Annotated in this window: 22 protein-coding genes; 10 read left to right on the forward strand and 12 right to left on the reverse strand. The window is 59.9% G+C overall.

Annotation, left to right across the window (positions count from 1 at the left end; translation table 11 throughout):
* Positions 1–99: 99 nt before the first annotated feature.
* The 6 genes from JZX88_RS17635 to JZX88_RS17660 form a co-directional block, all read right to left on the reverse strand.
* Positions 100–696: a DUF2585 domain-containing protein gene (locus tag JZX88_RS17635; protein ID WP_206914303.1), complete on the reverse strand. Its 597-nt coding sequence runs from the start codon at positions 694–696 to the stop codon at positions 100–102.
* Complete coding sequence (locus JZX88_RS17640; protein WP_110756691.1) at positions 693–1,343, reverse strand: septation protein A; 651 nt, start codon at positions 1,341–1,343, stop codon at positions 693–695. Before JZX88_RS17640 ends, JZX88_RS17635 begins: the two co-directional genes overlap by 4 nt.
* A gap of 2 nt (positions 1,344–1,345) precedes the next feature.
* On the reverse strand, positions 1,346–2,773 hold the full coding sequence (ftsY, locus tag JZX88_RS17645) for a signal recognition particle-docking protein FtsY (protein ID WP_206914304.1): 1,428 nt from the start codon (positions 2,771–2,773) through the stop codon (positions 1,346–1,348).
* A gap of 32 nt (positions 2,774–2,805) precedes the next feature.
* Entirely contained in the window at positions 2,806–4,080 is a 1,275-nt protein-coding gene (gene mtaB / locus JZX88_RS17650) for a tRNA (N(6)-L-threonylcarbamoyladenosine(37)-C(2))-methylthiotransferase MtaB (RefSeq protein ID WP_206914305.1), read from the reverse strand.
* The gene (dapF, locus tag JZX88_RS17655; protein ID WP_065116069.1) at positions 4,077–4,976 is read right to left on the reverse strand and encodes a diaminopimelate epimerase; all 900 of its coding nucleotides are present in this window, start codon (positions 4,974–4,976) and stop codon (positions 4,077–4,079) included. The genes mtaB and dapF overlap by 4 nt, the downstream gene beginning before the upstream one ends.
* A gap of 122 nt (positions 4,977–5,098) precedes the next feature.
* Positions 5,099–6,169, reverse strand: a complete 1,071-nt coding sequence (locus JZX88_RS17660; RefSeq protein WP_246753499.1) for an MBL fold metallo-hydrolase — start codon at positions 6,167–6,169, stop codon at positions 5,099–5,101.
* Positions 6,170–6,495: 326 nt separating this feature from the next.
* On the opposite strand from JZX88_RS17660, the gene ffh reads away from it, so the two are divergent.
* The 5 genes from ffh (at position 6,496) to trmD (ending at position 10,196) form a co-directional block, all read left to right on the forward strand.
* Entirely contained in the window at positions 6,496–8,067 is a 1,572-nt protein-coding gene (gene ffh, locus JZX88_RS17665) for a signal recognition particle protein (RefSeq protein WP_142858225.1), read from the forward strand.
* An 11-nt stretch (positions 8,068–8,078) separates the two neighbouring features.
* The gene (locus JZX88_RS17670; RefSeq protein ID WP_065114319.1) at positions 8,079–8,396 is read left to right on the forward strand and encodes a chorismate mutase; all 318 of its coding nucleotides are present in this window, start codon (positions 8,079–8,081) and stop codon (positions 8,394–8,396) included.
* Between the two features lie 33 nt (positions 8,397–8,429).
* Entirely contained in the window at positions 8,430–8,807 is a 378-nt protein-coding gene (gene rpsP / locus JZX88_RS17675; RefSeq protein ID WP_003520510.1) for a 30S ribosomal protein S16, read from the forward strand.
* Positions 8,808–8,927: 120 nt separating this feature from the next.
* Positions 8,928–9,494 carry a ribosome maturation factor RimM gene (gene rimM, locus JZX88_RS17680; RefSeq protein WP_065114320.1) on the forward strand — a complete coding sequence of 189 codons (567 nt, stop codon included), beginning with the start codon at positions 8,928–8,930 and terminating at the stop codon, positions 9,492–9,494.
* A gap of 3 nt (positions 9,495–9,497) precedes the next feature.
* Complete coding sequence (gene trmD, locus JZX88_RS17685; protein ID WP_206914307.1) at positions 9,498–10,196, forward strand: tRNA (guanosine(37)-N1)-methyltransferase TrmD; 699 nt, start codon at positions 9,498–9,500, stop codon at positions 10,194–10,196.
* Here the strand turns inward: trmD and JZX88_RS17690 are convergent.
* Complete coding sequence (locus tag JZX88_RS17690; protein WP_206914308.1) at positions 10,178–10,924, reverse strand: sulfite exporter TauE/SafE family protein; 747 nt, start codon at positions 10,922–10,924, stop codon at positions 10,178–10,180. The two genes, trmD and JZX88_RS17690, sit on opposite strands and share 19 nt — an antisense overlap.
* A gap of 265 nt (positions 10,925–11,189) precedes the next feature.
* Between JZX88_RS17690 and rplS the strand changes: the two genes are divergently transcribed.
* From rplS to JZX88_RS17705, 3 genes are all read left to right on the forward strand, one after another.
* Positions 11,190–11,729 (forward strand): 50S ribosomal protein L19, encoded by a 540-nt coding sequence (rplS, locus tag JZX88_RS17695; RefSeq protein ID WP_059759847.1) that lies wholly within the window; start codon positions 11,190–11,192, stop codon positions 11,727–11,729.
* A gap of 124 nt (positions 11,730–11,853) precedes the next feature.
* On the forward strand, positions 11,854–12,651 hold the full coding sequence (locus JZX88_RS17700) for a transporter substrate-binding domain-containing protein (protein WP_206914309.1): 798 nt from the start codon (positions 11,854–11,856) through the stop codon (positions 12,649–12,651).
* Positions 12,648–13,481 (forward strand): amino acid ABC transporter permease, encoded by an 834-nt coding sequence (locus tag JZX88_RS17705; protein WP_206914310.1) that lies wholly within the window; start codon positions 12,648–12,650, stop codon positions 13,479–13,481. The genes JZX88_RS17700 and JZX88_RS17705 overlap by 4 nt, the downstream gene beginning before the upstream one ends.
* 45 nt (positions 13,482–13,526) lie before the next feature.
* Here JZX88_RS17705 and JZX88_RS17710 read toward each other — a convergent pair whose 3' ends face one another.
* Complete coding sequence (locus tag JZX88_RS17710) at positions 13,527–14,804, reverse strand: MFS transporter (protein ID WP_065114325.1); 1,278 nt, start codon at positions 14,802–14,804, stop codon at positions 13,527–13,529.
* Between the two features lie 425 nt (positions 14,805–15,229).
* Between JZX88_RS17710 and leuC the strand changes: the two genes are divergently transcribed.
* Positions 15,230–16,639 carry a 3-isopropylmalate dehydratase large subunit gene (leuC, locus tag JZX88_RS17715; RefSeq protein ID WP_065114326.1) on the forward strand — a complete coding sequence of 470 codons (1,410 nt, stop codon included), beginning with the start codon at positions 15,230–15,232 and terminating at the stop codon, positions 16,637–16,639.
* Positions 16,640–16,699: 60 nt separating this feature from the next.
* Here leuC and JZX88_RS17720 read toward each other — a convergent pair whose 3' ends face one another.
* Entirely contained in the window at positions 16,700–17,206 is a 507-nt protein-coding gene (locus JZX88_RS17720; protein WP_206914311.1) for a DinB family protein, read from the reverse strand.
* Positions 17,207–17,303: 97 nt separating this feature from the next.
* Here JZX88_RS17720 and JZX88_RS17725 point away from each other — a divergent pair, with 97 nt between their 5' ends.
* Positions 17,304–17,900: a TetR/AcrR family transcriptional regulator gene (locus JZX88_RS17725; protein ID WP_206914384.1), complete on the forward strand. Its 597-nt coding sequence runs from the start codon at positions 17,304–17,306 to the stop codon at positions 17,898–17,900.
* Between the two features lie 12 nt (positions 17,901–17,912).
* Here the strand turns inward: JZX88_RS17725 and JZX88_RS17730 are convergent, their stop codons facing one another.
* The 3 genes from JZX88_RS17730 to thiP all read right to left on the reverse strand — a co-directional run bounded on the left by JZX88_RS17730 (position 17,913) and on the right by thiP (position 22,035).
* Positions 17,913–19,373 carry a M48 family metalloprotease gene (locus JZX88_RS17730; protein ID WP_065116071.1) on the reverse strand — a complete coding sequence of 487 codons (1,461 nt, stop codon included), beginning with the start codon at positions 19,371–19,373 and terminating at the stop codon, positions 17,913–17,915.
* 308 nt (positions 19,374–19,681) lie between these two features.
* Positions 19,682–20,398, reverse strand: a complete 717-nt coding sequence (locus JZX88_RS17735) for an ATP-binding cassette domain-containing protein (RefSeq protein ID WP_142858239.1) — start codon at positions 20,396–20,398, stop codon at positions 19,682–19,684.
* Positions 20,395–22,035 (reverse strand): thiamine/thiamine pyrophosphate ABC transporter permease ThiP, encoded by a 1,641-nt coding sequence (gene thiP, locus JZX88_RS17740; protein ID WP_206914312.1) that lies wholly within the window; start codon positions 22,033–22,035, stop codon positions 20,395–20,397. Before thiP ends, JZX88_RS17735 begins: the two co-directional genes overlap by 4 nt.
* Positions 22,036–22,054 lie beyond the last annotated feature (19 nt).

Here is a 22,054-nt window from a genome sequence, read left to right on the forward strand (position 1 = left end):
CAAGCCTTTGAAGCCGGACGTTACCGCAATGCCATTAAGAAAACCTGCATATATTGCGCGGTTTTCGCGCCTTTCGGGCCGGAATCCCCACGAACCCGTTCACATTTGCGGGAGCGCGTTCTGCCATTCCTTGATCGCTTCCACGGGCCAGACCAGCATCACCACGTTCAGCGTCAGATTATCGCGGATCAGCCAGCCGGTGAAGATTTCAAAGAAGATGGCGATCAAGACCGTCAGCCACACCGGCACGCGGGCGGCGAAGAGGAAACCCAACACCATGAAAACCGTATCCATCGCCGAGTTCAGGATGCTGTCGCCGGTATAGCCCAGCGCCATGGTCGCAGTGCGGTAACGATCGATGATAAGGGGCGAGTTTTCAAGGATTTCCCATGCCGCCTCCACCAGAACCGCGAGAGAAAGGCGCATGGAAAGCGGCTTGTTGCGGAACAGCAGCCAGGCGAACCAGTAGAACAGGAAACCGTGAATGATGTGCGAAGGCGTATACCAGTCGGCCAGATGTTGGGAATTGCCCGGCGTGTTCACGCCCGGCTCGAACAGCTTCACATAACCGCATTCACAGATCGGAATACGGCCCATGGCATAAAGGATGACAATCTGCAGGAGAAGCAGCCCGGCGGCCACGCCGAACCATTTGAGCGAACGCGAACGGGAAGCCGACATCTCCGCAACTGTCATTTTTCGTCCTTGTTGAGCGGTTCGAGCGAATGGCGCATGACAAGCGGCATCTGCGCCATGGTGAAGATGATGGTGATCGGCATCGTGCCCCACACCTTGAAGGCAACCCAGGTGTCGGTGGTGAACATGCGCCACACCACCTCGTTCAGTACCGCAAGAAAGAGGAAAAACACGCCCCAGCGCAATGTCAGCTTGCGCCAGCCCTCATCCGTCAGCTTGAAGGCCGAATTGAAGACATAACCGAGCAGCGATTGGCCGAAGAACAGGCCGCCCAGCAGAATGACACCAAACAGCGTGTTGACTATGGTCGGCTTCATCTTGATGAAGGTGTCGTTCTGCAGCCACAGCGTCAGCGCGCCGAACACGAAAACCACGATGCCTGATATCAGCGGCATGATCGGCAGCTTGCGCGTCAGCACCCATGAAACGGACAGTGCAACAGCCGTCGCGATCATGAACAGGCCGGTGGCGATGAAGATCGGTCCGCCGAACTCCGTCAGCACGGGAAAGGTGGAGGCCAGCCATTCGCCGCGGGAATTGGCGAAGAAGAATACCATGAGCGGGCCAAGCTCGAGCACGAATTTCAAGAGCGGGCTGATTTCCGCCACCATCTTTTCGCTTTCCTTGGAATTGCTTTCGATATCCATACTCAAACTCCCGCAATGGCCTTGGCGAAATCTTCCGCCTCGAAGGGCTCCAGATCATCCACACCTTCACCCACACCGATGAAATAGACCGGCAGCTTGTGTTTGGCAGCGATGGCGACGAGGATACCGCCCCGCGCCGTGCCATCCAATTTTGTCATAATCAGGCCCGAAACCCCCGCGACATTGCGGAATATTTCCACCTGGTTCATGGCGTTCTGCCCCGTCGTCGCATCCAGCGTCTGCAACACGGTGTGTGGCGCATCCGGATCGAGCTTGCCGAGCACGCGCACGATCTTTTCCAGCTCCGCCATCAGTTCCGTCTTGTTCTGCAGACGGCCGGCCGTATCGATGATGAGAACGTCGCTTTTCTGCGCCCGCGCCTGCTCATAGGCGTCATAAGCCAGACCCGAGGCATCCGCGCCGAGCTTGGTGCCGATGAATTGCGAACCGGTGCGATCGGCCCAGATCTTGAGCTGCTCGATCGCCGCGGCGCGGAACGTATCGCCCGCCGCCAGCATCACCTTGAGGCCCGAGCCCGAGAGCTTGGCGGCAAGCTTGCCGATGGTCGTCGTCTTGCCGGTGCCGTTCACGCCGACGACGAGAATGACATGCGGCTTGTGCGAAAGATCAAGCTCCAGCGGCTTGGCCACAGGCTTCAGGACCTTGGTGATCTCGCCCGCCATGATGCGCGCCACATCCTCGCCGCTCACATCCTTGCCATAACGTTCCGAAGACAGGGCACCGGTGATGCGCATGGCGGTCTCGACGCCGAGGTCGGACTGGATGAGAAGATCTTCCAGCTCATCAAGCGTGTCCTCGTCCAGCTTGCGCTTAGTGAAAAGCGCCGAAATCTGCGTGGTCAGCTGCGACGACGTGCGGGCGAGCCCGGCCCGCAGGCGCTGAAACCAGCTGAGCTTCGGTTGCGGTGCTTCGGCGACAGGCTCTTCACGCTCGCTTGCTGATGAAAAGCCCTTCGGCAAAGCCTGCGGCACGACAGGGAGCTCGGCTGCATCTGCCGACTCCGCCTCATCGAGCAGCGCATCCATCGCATCAGCATCGAGCACAGCTTCCGGCAAAGGCTCGGCCTGCTCTTCGGCAGCGGCTTCCGCCTGCAGCAGCGACAGCGGCACCACACCCATGTCGCCGGAAAGCTCGGCACCGGGCAAAAGCGGTGCGTCCTCTTCGTCGTCTTCTTCGGAAAGGACCACATCCAACGTCTCGTCCGGCGCCGGTCCGCCCGCTGTCTCCATCTCCAGTTCGGAAACGGGATCCTCATCGACAGGGTTATGCGCTTCGGCCTCGCTCAGTGCCGCTTCGAAGGAGGCGTTTTCATTGCCACGCTCGGGCGCGGCATCCTCTTGCGGCCGCTCGTCCGTTTCGGCCTTGTCCTTGCCGAACGAAAAGACTTTTTTGATGAAGCCGAGGGCCATGGTCGTTCCCGTGTCTTTTCTCTTGTGCCGCCTCAGGCCGCGTCCGCCGCCAGAAGCTTCATGTTCAGATGTTTGCCGTTGTGGCCGGTAATCGCAACCTGCGCAAGAGTGCGCGGGAGAAGATCAGGCGCCTCCACCAGCGTGAAATTGTTCGTATGGGCAAAACCGTTGTTTTCCACGAGGATCGTCTGCACCGAACCGACCATACCTTGCAGATGCGTGAGCGTCAGAGCCTCACCGCGAGCACGGAGCCTTGCCGCCCGCTCCTTCACCAGCACCCGGTCGAGCTGCGGCATGCGGGCCGCCGGCGTGCCGGCACGCGGGCTGTAGGGAAAGACATGCAGGCTGGAAATGCCGCATTCTTCCGCAAGTGTGGCGGCATTTTCGAACATCTCTTCCGTCTCGGTCGGGAAACCGGCGATCATATCCGCCCCGAAGGCGATATCCGGCCGAAGCGACCGCACATCGCGACAGAAACGAATGGCATCGGCCCGCAAATGGCGGCGTTTCATGCGTTTCAGGATCATGTCGTCACCATGCTGGAGAGAGAGATGCAGATGCGGCATGAAACGCGGCTCATCGGCAATCAGATCCATCAGATGGCGGTCGGCCTCGATACTGTCGATCGAGGAAAGGCGCAGGCGCAGAATGTCCGGCACCTGCTTCAGCAAAGTCTTGGCGAGATAACCGAGGGAGGGTTCACCCGGCAGATCAGCACCATAGCTGGTCGCATCCACTCCGGTCAGCACGATCTCGCAATAACCGCTTTCCGTCAGTCTGCGCGCCTGATCCACCACCGCACCCATAGGCACCGAGCGGGAATTACCGCGCCCATAGGGAATGATGCAGAAGGTGCAGCGATGATCGCAGCCATTCTGCACCTGAATGAAGGCGCGCACATGCCCGTCAATGTGCTTGACCATCTGCGGCGCGGTCGCCTTGATGCTCATGATGTCGTTGACGCGCAGCTTTTCTTCCGCCGAGACGCCAAAATCGGGCAGCGCACGATAGGAAGTGCTTTTCAGCTTTTCCTCGTTGCCCAGCACCGCATCCACCTCGGGCATTTCGGCAAAGGTCTGTTTCTCGGTCTGGGCAGCGCAGCCGGTGACGATGATGCGCGCATGCGGATTGTCGCGCCGTGCACGGCGGATGGCCTGACGTGCCTGACGCACCGCCTCGCCCGTCACCGCGCAGGTATTGACCAGCACGGCATTGTTGAGCCCGGCCTTTTCGGCCTCCGCCCGCATCACTTCCGATTCATAGGTGTTGAGACGACAGCCGAAGGTTATGACCTCGACGCCGCTCATACGGCCCCCCGCTCGACCGCATCGCGCGCCCAGGCGCCGGTGACGGGATCGACGGAACCGGACCATTCCCATTCGGCCGGGCCGGTCATGATGACGTGATTATCCTCGCGCCAGTCGATGGTCAGCGGTACGCGGATGGGGCTGGAGGCGACATCGATCGTGACCTTCCGGCCTGTACGCCCCGTGCGGGCGGCGGAAACGGCTGAAGCGCAGGCGGCAGAACCGCAGGCGAGCGTCAGCCCGGCGCCGCGTTCCCAGGTGCGGGTGCGCAGCGCGCTGTCGGAAATCACCTGCGCCAGCGTGATATTGGCCTTTTCCGGAAACATCGGGTGATTTTCGAGCAGAGGTCCGAAACGTTCGAGATCGAACTCCATCGGATCGCGGTCCACCCAGAAAATCGCATGCGGGTTGCCCATGGACATGACGGCGGGCGAATGCAGGATCGGCGCATCGATCGGCCCGATCTGTAATTCGATGCGGCTGGTATCGTGGAATTCCTCCGAAAGCGGAATATCGCTCCAGCGGAAACGTGGCAGGCCCATATCGACCGATATCATGCCGTCTTCATGCTCGACGGCATTCAGAATGCCCGCCACCGTCTGGAAGGTGAAGCTGGTCTTGCCGGTTTCGGAAGCCAGCGCCTGCACCACGCAGCGTGTGCCATTGCCGCAGGCCTGCGCCTTCGTGCCATCACAATTGAGGATGTCGATAAAGGCATCTGTGCCACTGACACGCGGATCGTGGATGGCCATGATCTGGTCGAACTGTGTGGCAGCATCGGCGTTCAGCGCAATCGCCGCCGCCGGCGTGACCATATCCTTACGGCCGCGCATGTCGATAACGAGGATCTTGTTGCCAAGCCCGTTCATCTTCGCAAATTCGACCGTATCCGCCATCGCCTTGAACCTGAAAACCATCTGAAATTGGATTGCATACGGGATTTATCCCGCGCTTTCGCCCTATATGGCGGAAAGGCCGGCAAATTACCAGACTGTTGCGACGCAAACGGGGCAGCGGCTCAGGCGGAAGGCACGTCGAAAACCTCGCCGGGGCGCATCGGCCGGAAACGGCTCTCGTCCACTCCCTGCTCGGTCAATGCGACCTTGAGTGCCGCAAGCGGCGCATCCACCGCCTCATCGGTGAGCTGCACCGTGCCCCAGTGATGGCCGCAGACATGCGCCGCGCCGCAAAGCCTCATGCCCTCCACGGCTTCCGCCGGGTTCTGGTGCTGGCCCTTCATGAACCAGCGCGGTTCGTAAGCACCGAAAGGCAGGTTGGCGAGGCGGAAATCACCATGCTTCTTGCGTGCGGCGTGGTAGTTGAGACCCTCGTGGAAGCCGGTATCGCCTATATGGTAGATTTTACCGCCCGGTGTTTCGATGACGAAGGCGGCCCAGAGCGCCATACGCCTGTCGTTAAGACCACGGGCCGACCAATGGTGGCACGGTTCGAAATGAATTTTCACCGAACCTGTCTCCACCACATCGTCCCAGTCGCCCACCTTGATACGCGCGGCCTCGACACCGGTGCGGATGATGGCATCATTGCCGAGCGGCGTGATGAAAAGCGGCTTGTGCGCCACATGCAGGCGCTTCAGCGTCTCCACGTCCAGATGGTCGTAATGATTGTGCGTCACCAGAACCAGATCGATGGGCGGCAGGTCCTCGAAACGGATGCCGGGCGGATTGACCCTTTTGGGACCGGCGAAGCTGAACGGGCTCGTACGTTGCGACCACACAGGATCGACGAGAATATTCAGACCTGCCGTCTGGATCAGAAAGGAGGCATGGCCGACGAAGGTGACACGAATGTCCTTGCCCTCGACCCGGCTTTCGGGCTTCGCAAAGGGAAAAGGGCTCGGATAACTTTCCGGCCATGTGGCGCGCTCGCCATTGAAGCGCCACTTCAAAAGGCCCATGAAATTGCCGGGCGGCGAACCGCCGGGATTGAAGAAACGCACCCCGTCGAAATGATCGGAGATCGGGCCGCTATAATAGGCGCTGGCGTTCGAACGGCGGGCATAGAGGCCGCCGCCCGCCAGAGCGAGCAGACCAAGAGCGGAAAAACGAAAGAAGTTTCGACGTTTCATGACAAAGGTATAGGAAGCGGAATGGCGCCGTTCAAGCGCCGCCAATCGCGGCTTGCGGCCAATCACGCAAAGATGAAATGCAGGCTTTGCCGGCCACAAACCGGCATCGCCTTGACTTTTCCCGCACTTTCCTGTTTATCCCGCCCATCAGCTGGCAGTTTCATGACTCCAAGCCGCCGACCGGGACCCGCAAAGGTATAAAGAGATCCCGGAGGTCAACACCCGACAGCGCGATGCGCCCTCGGGTGCTTTTTGGCTTTGCGTCTTGTTTTTGCCAGCAAAAGCACCGACGTTTCGGAAACCCCGGAACGAAGAAGGAAGAAACGATGTTTGAAAACCTCCAGGACCGCCTTGGTTCCATTCTGAATGGACTGACCGGCCGTGGCGCGCTGACGGAAGCCGATGTTGCTGCCGCCCTGCGCGAGGTTCGCCGTGCGCTTTTGGAAGCGGACGTGGCGCTGGAAGTCGTGCGTTCCTTCACCGACAGGGTGCGTGAAAAGGCCGTTGGTGCCGCCGTCCTGAAGTCCATCAAGCCTGGCCAGATGGTCGTCAAGATCGTACATGACGAACTTGTCGAAATGCTCGGCACCGAAGGCGTCTCCATCGACCTCAACGCCCCCGCCCCCGTCGTCATCATGATGGTGGGTCTGCAGGGCTCGGGCAAGACCACGACCACCGGCAAGATCGCCAAGCGCCTGACCGACCGCGAGAAGAAGAAGGTGCTGATGGCATCTCTCGACACGCGTCGTCCGGCCGCACAGGAACAGCTTCGCCAGCTGGGCGTCCAGACGGGCGTCGACACGCTGCCAGTCATCGCCGGCCAGTCGCCGACCGATATCGCCGCACGCGCCGTGCAGGCGGCCAAGCTCGGCGGCCATGACGTCGTCATTCTCGATACCGCCGGCCGTACCCATATCGATGAACCCTTGATGCTGGAAATGGCCGACATCAAGAAGAAGTCCAATCCGCATGAAATCCTGCTGGTGGCGGATTCGCTGACCGGTCAGGACGCCGTCAATCTGGCGCGCAATTTCGATGAGCGCGTCGGCATCACCGGTCTCGTGCTCACCCGTATGGACGGTGACGGTCGCGGCGGTGCGGCTCTCTCCATGCGTGCCGTCACCGGCAAGCCGATCAAGCTGATCGGTATCGGCGAGCGCATGAACGAACTCGACGAGTTCCATCCGCGCCGTATCGCCGACCGTATCCTCGGCATGGGCGACATCGTTTCGCTGGTCGAAAAGGCCGCCGAAAACATCGATGCGGAGAAAGCCCGCGCCATGGCCGAGAAGATGGCCAAGGGCAAGTTCGACCTCAACGATCTCGCCGATCAGCTTGGCCAGATGAAGAAGATGGGCGGCATGGGCGGCATCATGGGGCTGATGCCCGGCATGGCCGGCATGAAGGACAAGATGGCTTCGGCCGGCATGAACGACAAGATGTTCGACCGCCAGATCGCCATCATCTCGTCCATGACCAAGGCCGAGCGCGCCAACCCGGATATTCTGAAACACAGCCGCAAGAAGCGCATCGCCGCCGGTTCCGGCACCGATGCCGCCGAAATCAACAAGCTTCTGAAGATGCATCGCGGCATGGCCGACATGATGAAGGCGATGGGCGGCAAGGGCAAAGGCGGCATCATGAAGCAGATGATGGGCGGCCTTGCCGGCAAGATGGGGCTCGGTGGCATGATGGGCGGCGGCATGCCCGATCTGTCGAATATCGATCCGAAGCAGCTCGAAGCGCTTCAGAAGCAGGCTGAAGCCGCCGGTCTCGGCAAGCCGGGCGCCATGCCCGGTCTTGGTGGCATGCCGGGTGGTTTGCCGGGTCTCGGTGGAGCCAAGCTGCCGGGTCTCGGCGGCATGCCGGGCCTGCCCGGCTTTCCGAAAAAGAAGTGAGGGGGACACCAGTGAACAATGCAGAGGTGAAAGCCCAGCTTTCCGAATATCGCCAGTCGATCGACAATATCGATGCCGCACTGGTTCACATTCTTGCCGAACGTTTCCGCTGTACCAAGGCGGTGGGCGTGCTGAAGGCAAAGTACAATTTGCCGCCGGCCGACCCGGCGCGCGAGGAATACCAGATCGAACGCCTTCGCCGTCTGGCGAAGGACGCCAATCTGGACCCGGATTTCGCCGAGAAGTTCCTGAACTTCATCATCAAGGAAGTCATCCGGCATCATGAAGCAATCGCCGCCGAACATGGCGGTAACGAAAAGACCGCCTGAACGGCGGACAAGCCATCCTAAGGAGTAAATGACATGGCACTTAAAATTCGTCTCGCACGCGGTGGTTCCAAGAAGCGCCCGTATTACCAGATCGTCGTTGCTGACGCCCGTTCGCCCCGCGACGGCCGTTTCCTCGAGAAGGTCGGTTCCTGGAACCCGATGCTCGGCAAGGACAACCCGCAGCGCGTTGAGCTGAAGGCTGACCTCATCAAGGAATGGATCGCCAAGGGCGCACAGCCGACCGACCGCGTTCTGCGCTTCCTCGCCGAAGCCGGCCTTGCCGAGCGCGCCGCTCGCAGCAACCCGGAAAAGGCAAAGCCGGGCAAGCGCGCTCTCGAGCGTATCGCTGAAAAGAAGCAGAAGGCTGAAGATGCAGCCGCTGCTGCTGCGGAAGCCTCTGCTGCAGAATAATCTGCACGGAAACTTTTGAGGAACGGGTGGCGTGGTTTTCCATGCCGCCCGTTTTTTGTTTATTTTGGCGTCAACAAACCTTAAAGCTGACGCAACCAACACCAGAAGACGGACGGCCCGATGGCAAAGCTGGAAAACCCGGTACTCATGGCAAAAATCGGCGGCGCGCAGGGCCTGCGCGGCGAAGTCCGTGTCAGCACCTATACGGGCGATCCCCTGGCGCTCGGCGACTATGGCAATCTTGTCACTGCCGATGGCCGGGTCTTCGAAATTCTGGAATTGCGCGAAGGCAAGAATGTCGTCGTCGTCCGTTTCCGGGGCATCAATGACCGCAATGCGGCCGAGAGCCTGAACGGGCTGGAACTCTTCATCGAACGCGACAATCTGCCGGATGACGAGCTTGACGATGACGAGTTTTATTATGCCGATCTGGAAGGGCTGGAAGCCGTTGACGCCGAGGGCAAAAGCTACGGTGCCGTCAGCGCCGTCTATGATTTCGGCGCTGGCGATCTGCTGGAACTGAAAGGTGCCGGCCGTCGTCCCGCCCTTATCCCCTTTTCGGAGGCGGCCGTGCTTGAGATCGATCTGGAAGCCGGGCGCATTCTCATCGATCCGATGGCCGCCGGCCTGATCGACAATCCCGACGACAAGGACGAAACCGGCGTATCGCCGTTCGGCAAGAAATAATCCATGACCTTCAAGGCGACCGTGCTGACGCTCTACCCGGAAATGTTTCCGGGGCATCTCCAATATTCGCTGGCCGGCAAGGCGCTGGAGCGGGGGCAATGGTCGCTGGAGGCTGTGCAGATCCGCGAATTCGCCACCGACAGGCACCGAAGCGTCGATGATACGCCGGCAGGCGGCGGCGCTGGCATGGTCCTGAAGCCCGATGTTCTGGCTGCGGCCATCGACCATGTTTCGGATGGCGATACGCGGCCCCGTCTCCTTATGAGCCCACGCGGCAAACCACTATCGCAGAACCGTGTGCGTGAACTCGCAGCCGGGGAAGGCGCGATCATCGTCTGCGGCCGTTTCGAAGGTGTCGACCAGCGCGTCATCGAGGCACGCGGGCTGGAGGAAGTGTCGATCGGCGATTACATTCTCTCCGGCGGTGAGCCGGCGGCGCTGACGCTTCTTGACGCCGTCGTCCGCATCCTGCCGGGTGTCATGGGCAACGATCTTTCCGGCGTGCATGAGAGCTTCGAGGGCGGGTTGCTGGAACATCCGCACTATACCCGCCCGCAGGTCTGGGAAGGCCGCGACATTCCCACCGTCCTCACCTCCGGCAACCACGCCGTCATCGACAGGTGGCGCCACGAACAGGCGTTGAAACTGACGCAGGAAAGACGCCCGGACCTTCTGGTAAAGGCTCAGGCCGAAACGAAATAATAGGCCGTCAGCACCAGCCCGACGGCGATCACCAGCCAGCGGATGATCCACTGCGGCACCCGCCGTGCCGTATGCACGCCCGCATAACCGCCAAGTGCGGCCGCAGGGAACATGATGAGCGCCGCCCACCAGGAAACGACACCGCCGCTGACGAAGATCGTGATTGCGATGACGGCGATCACGACGGACAAGAGGTTCTTCAGCGCATTCAGATGATGATAGCTGCCGCCCGAGGTTATTCCGAGGATGGCCAGCATCATGATGCCCATGCCGGCACCGAAAAACCCGCCATAGACGGAAGCGAGACCCTGAAAGACGAGGCTCTGCAGATTGCCGGGCGAACGTTCGGCGCTCGCTTTCGGCCGCAGCCACGGGCCGGCAGCGAAAACGGCGGTTGCAGCGAGAAGCAGCCACGGCACGAGCTGGCGGAAGGAGGGATTGTCGAGCGACAAAAGCAGAAGCGATCCGGCCAGCCCGCCGACGATTGAAACGCCCGACAGAAGGATCGCCTCGCGCCAATGGGCGCGGATTTCCGGCCCGTAGGCGATGACGGAGGTGATGTAACCCGGAAACTGCACGATGGCGGACGTGGCGTTGGCGACGATGGGTGGCAGGCCAGCCAGCGTCATCGCTCCGAAGGTCAGGAAAGTGCCGCCACCGGCGATCGCATTGACGACACCCGACAGAAAGCCGGTGGCAAACAGCATGAGAATAATGAATATGGACATGGCCCCTCCCAAGGTTCCCATGCCATATCCGCCAGCGCGCCGCTTCGCAACTGCCGGAACGCGGCGCGTAATTGATAAAATATTGTCATGAAAGGGATGACAAACGGCACATCCTCGTGTATGTGCCCGCGTGTAAATGGGAAATATCCCAACCGAAAGCAAAGAATGGCGAACCCGCTCCTGCCGAAAGGCATGGTCTGAAGGCATTGACCGACAGACAAAACGTTGAGCGCTCTGGCTGTTTCAGAAGAAATCAGAGGTTAACATGACCAATATCATTCAGCAGCTGGAAGCCGAACAGGCCGCCAAGATCGAAGCAAAGCGCACCCTGCCTGAGTTTTCTCCGGGCGACACCCTGCGCGTCAACGTTCGCGTGACGGAAGGTAACCGTACCCGCGTTCAGGCTTACGAAGGCGTTTGCATCGCCCGTTCCGGCGGTGGCCTTTCCGAAAGCTTCACCGTTCGCAAGATCTCCTACGGCGAAGGCGTCGAGCGCGTATTCCCGATCTACTCCCCGCTGGTCGAAGGCGTTGAAGTCGTTCGCCGCGGTAAGGTTCGCCGCGCGAAGCTCTACTACCTGCGCGACCGTCGCGGCAAGGCTGCCCGTATCGTTGAAAATACCGGTACGCGCGCGCGCAAGCTGAACGAGTCCGAGCGTCAGGCACTGGCCGACGAAAAGGCACGTCTGGAAGCCGAAAAGGTAGCAGCAGCACAGGCTCTCGCCGCCGAGAAGGCAGCAGCCGAAGCCGCAGAAGCCAAGGCAGCGGAAGAAGCAGCAAAGGCTGCGGAAGCCACAGCGGAATAAGATTTCCATTTCAATGGATTTACGGGAAAGGCGGTCTTCGGACCGCCTTTTTTGTTGTGCCGACATGACTTGCCCTCACCCCGGCAAGCGTGCATTTTCAGGAAAATCGTTTCCGGAGGCCTCCATGATCGCCAGACGTCCGCTTCTCGCCGCTTTTGCCGTCCTGGCCATGGCGCCCGCTTTTGCCAGCGCCACTGATCTGCCGGACCTGAAGGGAAGAACCGTCGTTGTGGTTACGGAAAACGCCTATCCGCCGCTTCAATTCATCGACCCCAAATCCGGCGAAGCCATCGGCTGGGAATATGACGCGATGAAAGAAATCGCACGAAGGCTGAATTTCAAGCTGGAATATCAGAACATCTCCTGGGATGCGATGATTCAGGCCGTGTCGGCCGGCCAATACGACATCGGCATGACCGGCATCAGCATCAAGGACGACCGCAAGGAGAAGGTGGATTTCTCCGCACCCTATATGCGCTCGGAGATGTTCATGCTGGTACGGGCCGACGAGACCCGCTTCACGGATGCGAAGAGTTTCGCCGCCTTCGAGAAAGGCCTGGTCGGCGCACAGGCCGGCACGACGCCCTTCTACACTGCCGTTTACGATGTTCTCGATGGCAATGAACAGAACCCGCGCCTGCGGCTGATGGAAACCTTCGGCGCCAGCGTCCAGGCACTGAAGACCGGCGATGTCGATCTGGTGCTGACCGACGGCGTTGCTGGCAAGGGTTATGTCGATGCCTCGAACGGCACGCTGAAACTGATCGGCGAGCCATTGGGCGGAGATGATTTCGGCTTCATCTTCAAGAAGGGCTCCGATCTCGTTGCCCCGGTCAATGCCGCAATTGCGGCACTGAAGGCGGACGGAACCTTTACCGCCCTCGATAAGAAATGGTTCCTCGACTACAAGCTCGGCGAATGACACTACACGGCGCTCCTCCGCGACGGTCCGCATCGGGCGGTGGGAATGAAGACTTCCCTTGGTGGCTGGCGGCGATCATCTTGATCGGCATCGCCCTTGCACTGGTAATCGCCGTCAACGGCATCTACGCCCAGGTTTTCAGCACCGTCGCCAAGGGTATCGGCATCACTATTTCCGTAACCCTGACCGCTTTCGCGCTGGCCGCCCTGTTCGGTCTGGCCATTGCGCTGATCGGCATGTCCGACAATGTCGTTTTGCGGCAGATGGCGCGATTTTATGTCGAGGTCGTTCGCGGCATACCGGTCATCGTCCTATTGTTTTACGTCGCCTTCGTCGGCACACCGGCGTTGGTGGCGTTCTACAATTGGCTGACTTTGCCGCTTGCCGCCAATGGCTGGCTGGAACCGCTGATGGTTCGCGACGTATCGCTGACATGGAGGGCGATCATCGCGCTGACGATCGGTTATGCCGCCTTCATCGCGGAAATCTTTCGCGCCGGCATACAGGCCGTTCCGGAGGGGCAGATCGAGGCGGCGAAGGCACTGGGTTTCAGCCGCTACCGGCGTTTCAGGCTCATCATCCTGCCACAGGCGATCCGGACGATCTTTCCGCCGCTTTCCAACGATTTCGTTGCCATGGTGAAAGACAGTTCGCTCGTCTCGGTGCTTGGTGTCACCGACATTACCCAGATGGGGAAAGTCTATGCGGCCGGTTCTTTCCGGTTTTTCGAAACCTATTCCATCGTCGCCTATATCTACCTGATCCTGACCATTGGTCTGTCGCTGATGCTGCGGCGGATCGAGAAGGCGATGCGCTCAAAACGCGGATAAGGAAAGGGCGACAGCCGGCGGAACCGGCTGTCGGATTGGTAAAGGTCAAGCGGCCCCGGCCGGATTGCCCATCCTGCGGGTGGCGATGATGACCAGCACGCCCGCAAGCGCAAGGCAGAAGGCAAGGAAGAACATCGGCGCAATGGTGCTGCCGGTCTGATCCTTGATCCATGGCACCACATTCTGCGCCACGAAACCACCCAGATTGCCGACGGAGTTGATGGCGGCAATACCTGCGGCCGCACCCGCTCCCTTGAGGAAGCGGCCGGGCAGGCTCCAGAACACCGGCTGGCCGGCAAAGATGCCGGCGGCGGCAACGCACAGGAAGGCGAACTGCAGAACGGGATCGCTGAGCAGCGCCGACATCAGCAGGCAGAAGGCGCCCACGAAGGCGGGGCCGACGATATAGGGCGTCTTGTTCTTTGCCTTGTCGGCGGCCAAAGGCACGACGAACAGGGCAATAGCCACGATCACCCAAGGGATGATGTTGATGAAGCCATTGGCGGTGTTGGAAACGCCGAAGCTCTTCACGATCGTCGGAAGCCAGTAGCTGAGACCATAGGCTGCCAGCGGAAAACCGACATAGCAAAGCGCCATGAACAGGACACGCGGATTGATCAGCGCCTTGAAGCCGTCTTCCGCATGTTCTTCCATGCCCTTGTTTTCTTCAGCCAGACGGTTCTTCAGCCAGTCCTTCTCGTCCTGTGTCAGGAATTTCGCCTTTTCGGGCGTATCATCCAGATAAAAGAAGGTGACGACACCGGCGATGACGGCAGGAATACCCGTTGCCAGGAACACCCATTCCCAGCCAGCATAACCGAGGAAACCATCGAGATCGAGCAGCATGCCGCCGAGCGGCGCGCCGATAGCATTGGCAAGCGCGCTGAAAATCATGAACAGGCCGATCATGCGGCCGCGATAATCACGCGGGAACCAGAGCGTCATCAGGAACAATACACCGGGGAAGAAACCCGCTTCGCAAAGCCCGAGCAGGAAGCGCAGGATGTAAAACATCGTGGCGTTCTGCGTGTAGGCAAGCGCGATGGTAACGGCGCCCCAGGAAACCAGAATGCGGGCGAACCATTTGCTGGCGCCGAAACGGTTGAGGAACAGATTGCTCGGCACTTCGAAGATGAAGTAGCCGATGAAGAACAGCGAGGCGCCAAGACCGTAGGCATATTCGCTAAGGCTCAGCGCATCGACCATCTGCAGCTTGGCATAGCTGACATTCTGGCGGTCGATATAGGCGATGAGATAAAGAAGGCCAAGAAACGGCATCAGCCGCCAGGTGATCTTCGAGATAAGGGCCTTTTCGGATACCATATGCTTTCCCTCCCTTCGATTGCTCGTCGAAATGCAAATGATAAGGGGACCCATCTATATGTGCATCGCAAAATACGCAAGTTGCGCTGCATCATAACCATTGGGAACCGCCACGAGGCGGGGCCGTAACGGGCCTTCGGCCATGATGCGGTGCATATAGAAAATGCCGAACCATCGGCTTCCCGGCGGTACGCATTCATATTGCCGTAAAACCGGCGATCTGCTATGAAAGCAGCCATGGGATCTAAATTCGGATGTCTCGCGCAGAATGTTTATGTGCTGCAGGACCACAAGCGTCTGCCGGCACGGTTCTTTGCGCGCGTTTCCGGGGCGCTCACCAGCCGACTTAGGCTCGCCTGACAGCACCCGCTGTCCACCGCCTTATTGAACCCTGATTATCCTTTTCCATGACAAGGCATAGAGCCATGAGCGCACCCCGCACTTTGTATGATAAAATCTGGGACGACCATGTCGTCAATCGTGACCCGGACGGAACCTGTCTTCTCTACATCGACCGTCACCTCGTCCATGAGGTGACGAGCCCGCAGGCCTTCGAAGGGCTGCGCATGGCCGGTCGCCCCGTGCATTCGCCGACCCGCACGCTCGCCGTGGTCGACCATAACGTTCCGACCACCGCCGACCGGCTGGAAGGCATCAAGAACGAGGAAAGCCGCATTCAGGTGGAAGCGCTTGCGCAGAACGCCAAGGATTTCGGCGTCGAATATTATTCCGAGCGCGACAAACGCCAGGGCATCGTTCATATCGTCGGCCCCGAACAGGGCTTCACCCTGCCGGGCATGACGATCGTCTGTGGCGACAGCCACACCTCCACCCATGGCGCTTTCGGTGCGCTCGCACACGGCATCGGCACTTCGGAAGTGGAGCATGTTCTGGCCACGCAGACGCTGATCCAGAAGAAGGCCAAGAACATGCTGGTGCGTGTCGACGGCAAAATTCCTGATGGCGTCACCGCAAAAGACATCATCCTCGCCATTATCGGCGAGATCGGCACAGCGGGCGGCACCGGTCACGTGATCGAATTTGCCGGCGAGGCGATCCGGTCGCTTTCCATGGAAGGCCGCATGACGGTCTGCAACATGACCATCGAGGGCGGCGCCCGCGCCGGTCTGATCGCGCCTGATGAGACCACCTTCGATTACATCAAGGACAAGCCGCGCTCGCCGAAGGGCGAAACGCTGGAACAGGCCATCGCCTACTGGAAAACGCTGAAATCCGACGAAGGCGCCCATTACGACAAGGTTGTCATTCTCGATGCAGCCAACCTGCCCCCCATCGTCTCCTGGGGCTCGTCTCCGGAAGACGTGACCTCCGTCGAAGGCATTGTTCCCAATCCCGATGATATCGAGGAGGAAAACAAGCGCGCCTCCAAGTGGCGTGCGCTTGACTATATGGGCCTGAAGCCCGGCACACGCATCACCGATATCGCCATTGACCGCGTCTTCATCGGCTCCTGCACCAACGGCCGCATCGAGGATTTGCGCGCGGCGGCGAAGATCGTCGATGGCCGCAAGGTGGCCTCCACCGTTTCGGCCATGATCGTGCCCGGCTCCGGTCTCGTGAAGGAACAGGCGGAAAAGGAAGGTCTGGACAAAATTTTCCTCGATGCGGGTTTCGAATGGCGCGAACCGGGCTGCTCCATGTGCCTTGCCATGAATGACGACCGCCTGAAGCCCGGCGAACGCTGCGCCTCCACCTCGAATCGCAATTTCGAGGGCCGTCAGGGCTACAAGAGCCGCACCCACCTCGTCTCCCCCGCAATGGCGGCGGCGGCGGCAATCGCCGGTCACTTCGTCGACGTTCGCGAATGGCAATAAAACCCTGAGACCATCTTTTCAGCAAAGCCACCCGTCCCACGCAGGGGCGGGTGGCTTTTATTATACCCCCTGCAAACGCCGTTGCGGCTGCGTGCCGTGCAGGAACACGGCAAAAGTATCCCAGGGCGGCGTGATGGAGAGCTGACTCAAGATACGAGCAACCTCCCCTCTGTGAATGCCGGCATGCAGCACCATGTGCGAGATCATCTCGGCACGGGACATGTAACCCTTGTCACCATCCGTAAAGGTGAAGGCGACAAATTCGCCAAGCGATTCGGGTGATGTTTTCTCGATATAATCGAGATACCAGCGATCAAGAGCGGCAACATCCTTCGCAAGATCATCCAGCTGCGGCGTTGCCTCGGTATTATCAGAGAGAAAACCGTGCGCCGTTCCGGTGAGATGACCCGAAAAAATCCTCGCGACGACGTAGTAGTGATTGACCAGCCAAGTTGCCGTGTGCCGTTCGGACGCATTCTGCACGGGATCGAGGTGTTTGAGCTTCTCGAATAAATCCCTGTTCGCCCATTGGTGATAGCCGAGCAGGCTCCTGAGCAAATCCCTCATGACAATATCCTTTACATCTGAAAAATGTGAGCACTATGTTTATATTTTCGCCATGGAGGATGCCTTGTCTACTCGCATTGCAAAGCGGAAGACCGAGATGCGCAAGGAGCCGCGCCAGGAGCGTTCCAGGGCCACGGTCGATGCCGTCATCCATGCAGCAGCTCGCATTTTGAGCGACCACGGCTGGGCAGGCTTCACCACAAACAGGGTTGCCGAAACGGCCGGCGTCAGCATCGGCTCGCTGTATCAATATTTCCCGGACAAGATTTCGATCGTGGAAGCGGTACGCCGCCGTCACCTTGAGGATTGTCTCTCCGTCATGAAGGGCGTTTCGCAAAAGCGGCAATCGCTCGTAAAATTCGTGGAAGAGCTCGTGACCGGCATGATCGCGGTTCACAGCATCCATCCCGGCCTTCACAAGGTGCTTCTGGATGATGCGCCCGGCCACGAGGGGACAAACGATCCCAACAGCGCTTTCGAACAGGAATATCTCGGTCTCTATGCGGCGGCGATCGCGGCGCATGCCACAGCCGGCTCAAAGGTAGAGAGCGGAACCGCGGCGCTGATCGTATCCGATGCCATTGACGGCATCATCCATAATGCCGCCCGCCGCGGAGCATTGCAGTCACCCAAAATCAAGCGGGAAATGATAGCACTCGTTCACGCCTACCTGTCTCGGGCAACTGGCGAATGAGAGACCGTCAACTCATTCCGAGATGATCTTCACCCGCTGCCCCGGTTGAAGCGTGGCGGTGGCGCTCATCGCATTGATCATGCGGAACATGTCGAGCTTGCGCTCGGTCCCCATCATCCGTGCGGCGATCGTCGCCACGGTTTCGCCGGGCTTCACCGTCACCACCCGCACACGCAACGGCTTCAGCGACGCGATTTCCTGCGGGGTCATCTTGCGGAAACTCGTGCGCAGCACATTGGCGATGGAATCGAGCTGGGCATTGCCCTTCGGCACAGCCGTCAGGAAGCGGAATATCTGCTGCCCGACACGGATGACGGTCACGTCAAAATCCCATTTGTCCGCGCTTGCCCGGGCCGTTGCGGCATCAAGACCGTTGATCTGCGTTTCCCTGACGGTTTCCGGCAAGAGACCGGCAACCCAGCCGCTGGTCAGGTAATTGGCAAGGCTGGTCTGTTTCGGATCGGCGACACCATCGAAACGGATCGCCATGTCGCCGGGTCCCGTCGCGAGAACCGCCTCCACCTTGTTGTCGATGACGAAACCTTCCGGCACGTCAAAACGGATGCCCAGCGTTCCGTGCAGGAACGTCTGGCCGCGGACGTAGCCTTCCTGCGGGCTGTCGCCATAAAGCAGGCCGTCTATGCCATCCAGAAACCAGTCACGGCCACGATCGCCGACCTGGCCTTCCTGGCCGAAGGCGCGGGCATGACGGCGCGCCAGCTCGATGCGCTGCGGCGTGTTGGGGTGGCTGGAAAGGAAGTCGAGGCTCTGGTCGTTTTCGGGATCGGCCGAAGAAAACCGCGCATAGGCCGCCATGGAATCCAGAAAGCGCGGCGAAGCGTAGGGATCGTAACCGGCTTCGCCCAGCATGCGCACGCCGATGACATCCGCCTGCAATTCCTGCTGACGCGAAAAGGCCGCAAGGCGAAGCTTGCCGCGCGCCAGAGCCTGCTTGCCGGCCAGATCGCTCGACAGAACCTCGGCAACCACGCGGCTCGCAATCACCTCCGCCTCTTCGCGGCGCTGGCGCTCGATGCCGTGGTTGGCAGTCACGTGGCCCATCTCATGCGAAAGCACGGCGGCCACCTCGGAGGCGTCGTTGGCAAGTGCCAGAAGCCCGCGCGTGACATAAAGATATCCGCCCGGCAGCGCAAAAGCATTGATAGCCGGCGAATTCAAGATGGTGATACGATAGGACTGCTGCGGGTTTTCCGAAACGGCCGTGAGCGCGCCGGCAATACGGGCAACGAGCCGTTCCGTCTTGGCGTCGTGATATTCACCGCCATAGCTCGCCACGATACGCGGGTGCTCGCGCGCGCCCATCTGGGCGCGGGGATCGTTCTTCTGCACCTGTTCCACGGTCTGCGGATTGTCCGAGGGACGCAATGTGGACTGATAAGCCGGGCTGAACAGAGACTGGCACGACGACAGGAACACGGCGGATGCCGTCAGCACGGAACAGGCAGCAGCCATCCTGCCCGAACGGCGAAGGCCTGAACGGGAGAAGAGCCTCCACTGTGCAGTCATGCTATTTTTCATTCTCTATGCCTGCCCCTTAACGTTCCTGATCATCCGTTAATTGCAGACCAGAATAACAGATTCGCCCCAACGGGGGATGAATGCCGAAACGGTAAAAACGATCCATCAAGTCCGGAATATTCCTGAAGAACGCAATAATTCCCATCTTTTCTCGGGCAGCAACTTGAAACTGGCAAGTGCAAATTAGCGCCATTGAAGTCATCTAAAGCGATTGCCAGCGGCGCGCGTCGAAAATAAGGCGATCAGCCGTTCAGGAAACTGTCGACGGCCTTCACATTTTGTGTGGTGAAGAAATCTGCGGTCGGGCCAGCATAGATAATGCGGCCGCGATCAAGAAAAACCACCCGCTGCGCCAGCTTCTTCATGTCTTCCGGATGGTGGGTGACAATAATCACCGTATTCTTTGTTTCGTTGTGCAAGTCGAGAAGCAGGGAGGTCATGCCCGACCGCAATCCCGGATCGAGCGCGGCGAAGGGCTCGTCGAGCAGCATGACCGGTTTTTTCCTCACCAGCGCGCGCGCCAGTGCCGCCCTTTGCCTTTCGCCGCCGGAAAGCGTGCCCGGCAGACGCTTGTCAAAACCCGCAAGGCCAACGCGCGCAAGCGCCATTTCAATCCCCTGCCGGTCTTCCGCCTGCAGCTTCAGTGCGGGGCTGACACCAAGGGCGACATTGGTGAAAATATCGAGGTGGGCGAAAAGATTATTGTCCTGAAAGATCGATGAAACAGGTCTTTCGGAAGGGTCGAGCACCGTCATGTCCCGCCCGCCGATCATTACCCGGCCGGAATCCGGTGCCTCGAAACCGGCGACCAGATTGAGAAGTGTGGACTTGCCCGAACCGGACGCGCCGACAACAGCGGTCACCTGACCCTGCGGGAAAGTGCAATCGAGGTCGAAACCCTGCGTTCCAAGCTGCAGCCTGACCTTGTCCAGCCGAACCGCGAAATCATCGCCTGTCATATGCTTGCCCTTGCTGATTGCGCCCCTGCCGATTGCGCCTGCCGCGAAACACCGCCTGCGGCAAGCAGCAGGCAGACGATACCGAGAAGGAAGGCATAGCCGGCGGCATCATTGGTGCGGTAACTGCCCATATTGCTGTAAACCAGCCAAGGCAAGGTGACGAAATTTTCCGATCCGAACAGCGCAACCGCCCCGAGATCGCCAAGCGACAGCGCCATGGCAAAGAAAAACGCCATTGCCATGGGCCGCCACAGAACCGGCAGATCGGCAAACCGCAACCGCGTCAGGCCCTGAAGCCCGAGACTGGCGGAGAGGCGGCCGGTGCGCAGAAAATGACTGGTAAAGGCCGGCTCGAGGACACGCATGGCAAGCGGCAAGGCCATCAGCATATTGATGAGCGCAACGAGAATGGGAGCATAGGCGCTGACATCCCCAAAAGGTCGCAACAGCAGGAACCACCCGCTTCCAAGCACAACGGGCGGCACCAGGAGCACGAGCGAAGACCCGGCTCCAAGCGTAGCGGACAGAACGCGCAGGGGCCATACCGCCCGCCGTTTTGAATCCACAGCCTGACGCGCACTGATGATCGCCATGCAGCAGAACACAACGAGTATTGCCGACAGCACGGCGATTGCAAGACTGGTCACCGCCGCACGCAGGAAGATCGGCGCAGTGACGAGACGCGGCAGATCGGCCGTCAAACCCGAGACGGCTATGGCGACGAGCGGCAAACCGACCAGCAGAATTGCAAAACCGATCGCCACCCCGTCCCAGAGACGCGCATTGACGCTCTTGCCATCGAAACGACGGATGAGACGACCAAGCGGGGAAATCTCCGCTTCCGGCGATGGCAGAAATGCCAGGAGACCGAGCAGGACTGCGGTGAGGACAATCTGCAGGACGGAAAGCACAATCGCCCGCTGTGGATCGAAATCGAACCGCAGCGCCTGATAGATCGCCACCTCCAGCGTCGTCGCCGCCGGCCCGCCGCCCAGGAGAAGCACGAGCGTGAAGCTGGTGGCGCACAGCATGAACACCAGCCCGGCAATACCCGGAACAAGCCGCGAGATCGCCGGCCATTCGATGAAACGGAACACCGAGACCGGCCCCATGCCAAGGCTTGCCGCCATGCGCCAGTATTCGCCGGGAATGCGCTCCAGCCCCGCCAGCATCAGCCGCACGCAAAGCGGCAGATTAAAAAACACATGGGCGATAAGAATGCCGGAGAGGCCATAAATGCTGAAAGGCTCGTCCACGCCGGCAAAAACGAAGGCGGTGTTCACGATACCCTGCCTGCCCCAGATGGTGATGATGCCGAAGGCGCCAACAATCACCGGCAGGCCCATCGGCACCGCCAGCAGCCGGATGATCCAGATTCTTCCCGGAAACTCTCTCCGCCGGGCAAGCGCCAGAGCTACGGGCAGGCCGAGAACAATGGACAAAAGGCTGGAAAGCATCGCCTGATAAAGCGTGAAGCGCAGGATGCGCAGCGTGTAAGTATCCATGATGCCGGCAGCGGATGCACCCGTGTCAAAAGACAGCAGCGCAAAAACGGCGAGCGCCATGAACAGGAAAACGGCGGCAAAAGCCGCCGTCCCGAAAATGATCGACCGCCGGTAATCACGACGCAGCATCATGCGCGGGCGTGCCTCTTCG

Source organism: Agrobacterium sp. OT33, assembly GCF_017313365.1.
GTDB lineage: Bacteria > Pseudomonadota > Alphaproteobacteria > Rhizobiales > Rhizobiaceae > Agrobacterium > Agrobacterium rhizogenes_A.

Bases quoted from the DNA above. Each gene is read 5' to 3' on its own strand.
- JZX88_RS17635 (WP_206914303.1), bottom strand. From the start codon at position 696: ATGACAGTTGCGGAGATGTCGGCTTCCCGTTCGCGTTCGCTCAAATGG.
- JZX88_RS17640 (WP_110756691.1), bottom strand. From the start codon at position 1,343: ATGGATATCGAAAGCAATTCCAAGGAAAGCGAAAAGATGGTGGCGGAA.
- ftsY (WP_206914304.1), bottom strand. From the start codon at position 2,773: ATGGCCCTCGGCTTCATCAAAAAAGTCTTTTCGTTCGGCAAGGACAAG.
- mtaB (WP_206914305.1), bottom strand. From the start codon at position 4,080: ATGAGCGGCGTCGAGGTCATAACCTTCGGCTGTCGTCTCAACACCTAT.
- dapF (WP_065116069.1), bottom strand. From the start codon at position 4,976: ATGGCGGATACGGTCGAATTTGCGAAGATGAACGGGCTTGGCAACAAG.
- JZX88_RS17660 (WP_246753499.1), bottom strand. From the start codon at position 6,169: ATGAAACGTCGAAACTTCTTTCGTTTTTCCGCTCTTGGTCTGCTCGCT.
- ffh (WP_142858225.1), top strand. From the start codon at position 6,496: ATGTTTGAAAACCTCCAGGACCGCCTTGGTTCCATTCTGAATGGACTG.
- rpsP (WP_003520510.1), top strand. From the start codon at position 8,430: ATGGCACTTAAAATTCGTCTCGCACGCGGTGGTTCCAAGAAGCGCCCG.
- rimM (WP_065114320.1), top strand. From the start codon at position 8,928: ATGGCAAAGCTGGAAAACCCGGTACTCATGGCAAAAATCGGCGGCGCG.
- trmD (WP_206914307.1), top strand. From the start codon at position 9,498: ATGACCTTCAAGGCGACCGTGCTGACGCTCTACCCGGAAATGTTTCCG.
- JZX88_RS17690 (WP_206914308.1), bottom strand. From the start codon at position 10,924: ATGTCCATATTCATTATTCTCATGCTGTTTGCCACCGGCTTTCTGTCG.
- rplS (WP_059759847.1), top strand. From the start codon at position 11,190: ATGACCAATATCATTCAGCAGCTGGAAGCCGAACAGGCCGCCAAGATC.
- JZX88_RS17700 (WP_206914309.1), top strand. From the start codon at position 11,854: ATGATCGCCAGACGTCCGCTTCTCGCCGCTTTTGCCGTCCTGGCCATG.
- JZX88_RS17705 (WP_206914310.1), top strand. From the start codon at position 12,648: ATGACACTACACGGCGCTCCTCCGCGACGGTCCGCATCGGGCGGTGGG.
- JZX88_RS17710 (WP_065114325.1), bottom strand. From the start codon at position 14,804: ATGGTATCCGAAAAGGCCCTTATCTCGAAGATCACCTGGCGGCTGATG.
- leuC (WP_065114326.1), top strand. From the start codon at position 15,230: ATGAGCGCACCCCGCACTTTGTATGATAAAATCTGGGACGACCATGTC.
- JZX88_RS17720 (WP_206914311.1), bottom strand. From the start codon at position 17,206: ATGAGGGATTTGCTCAGGAGCCTGCTCGGCTATCACCAATGGGCGAAC.
- JZX88_RS17725 (WP_206914384.1), top strand. From the start codon at position 17,304: ATGCGCAAGGAGCCGCGCCAGGAGCGTTCCAGGGCCACGGTCGATGCC.
- JZX88_RS17730 (WP_065116071.1), bottom strand. From the start codon at position 19,373: ATGGCTGCTGCCTGTTCCGTGCTGACGGCATCCGCCGTGTTCCTGTCG.
- JZX88_RS17735 (WP_142858239.1), bottom strand. From the start codon at position 20,398: ATGACAGGCGATGATTTCGCGGTTCGGCTGGACAAGGTCAGGCTGCAG.
- thiP (WP_206914312.1), bottom strand. From the start codon at position 22,035: ATGATGCTGCGTCGTGATTACCGGCGGTCGATCATTTTCGGGACGGCG.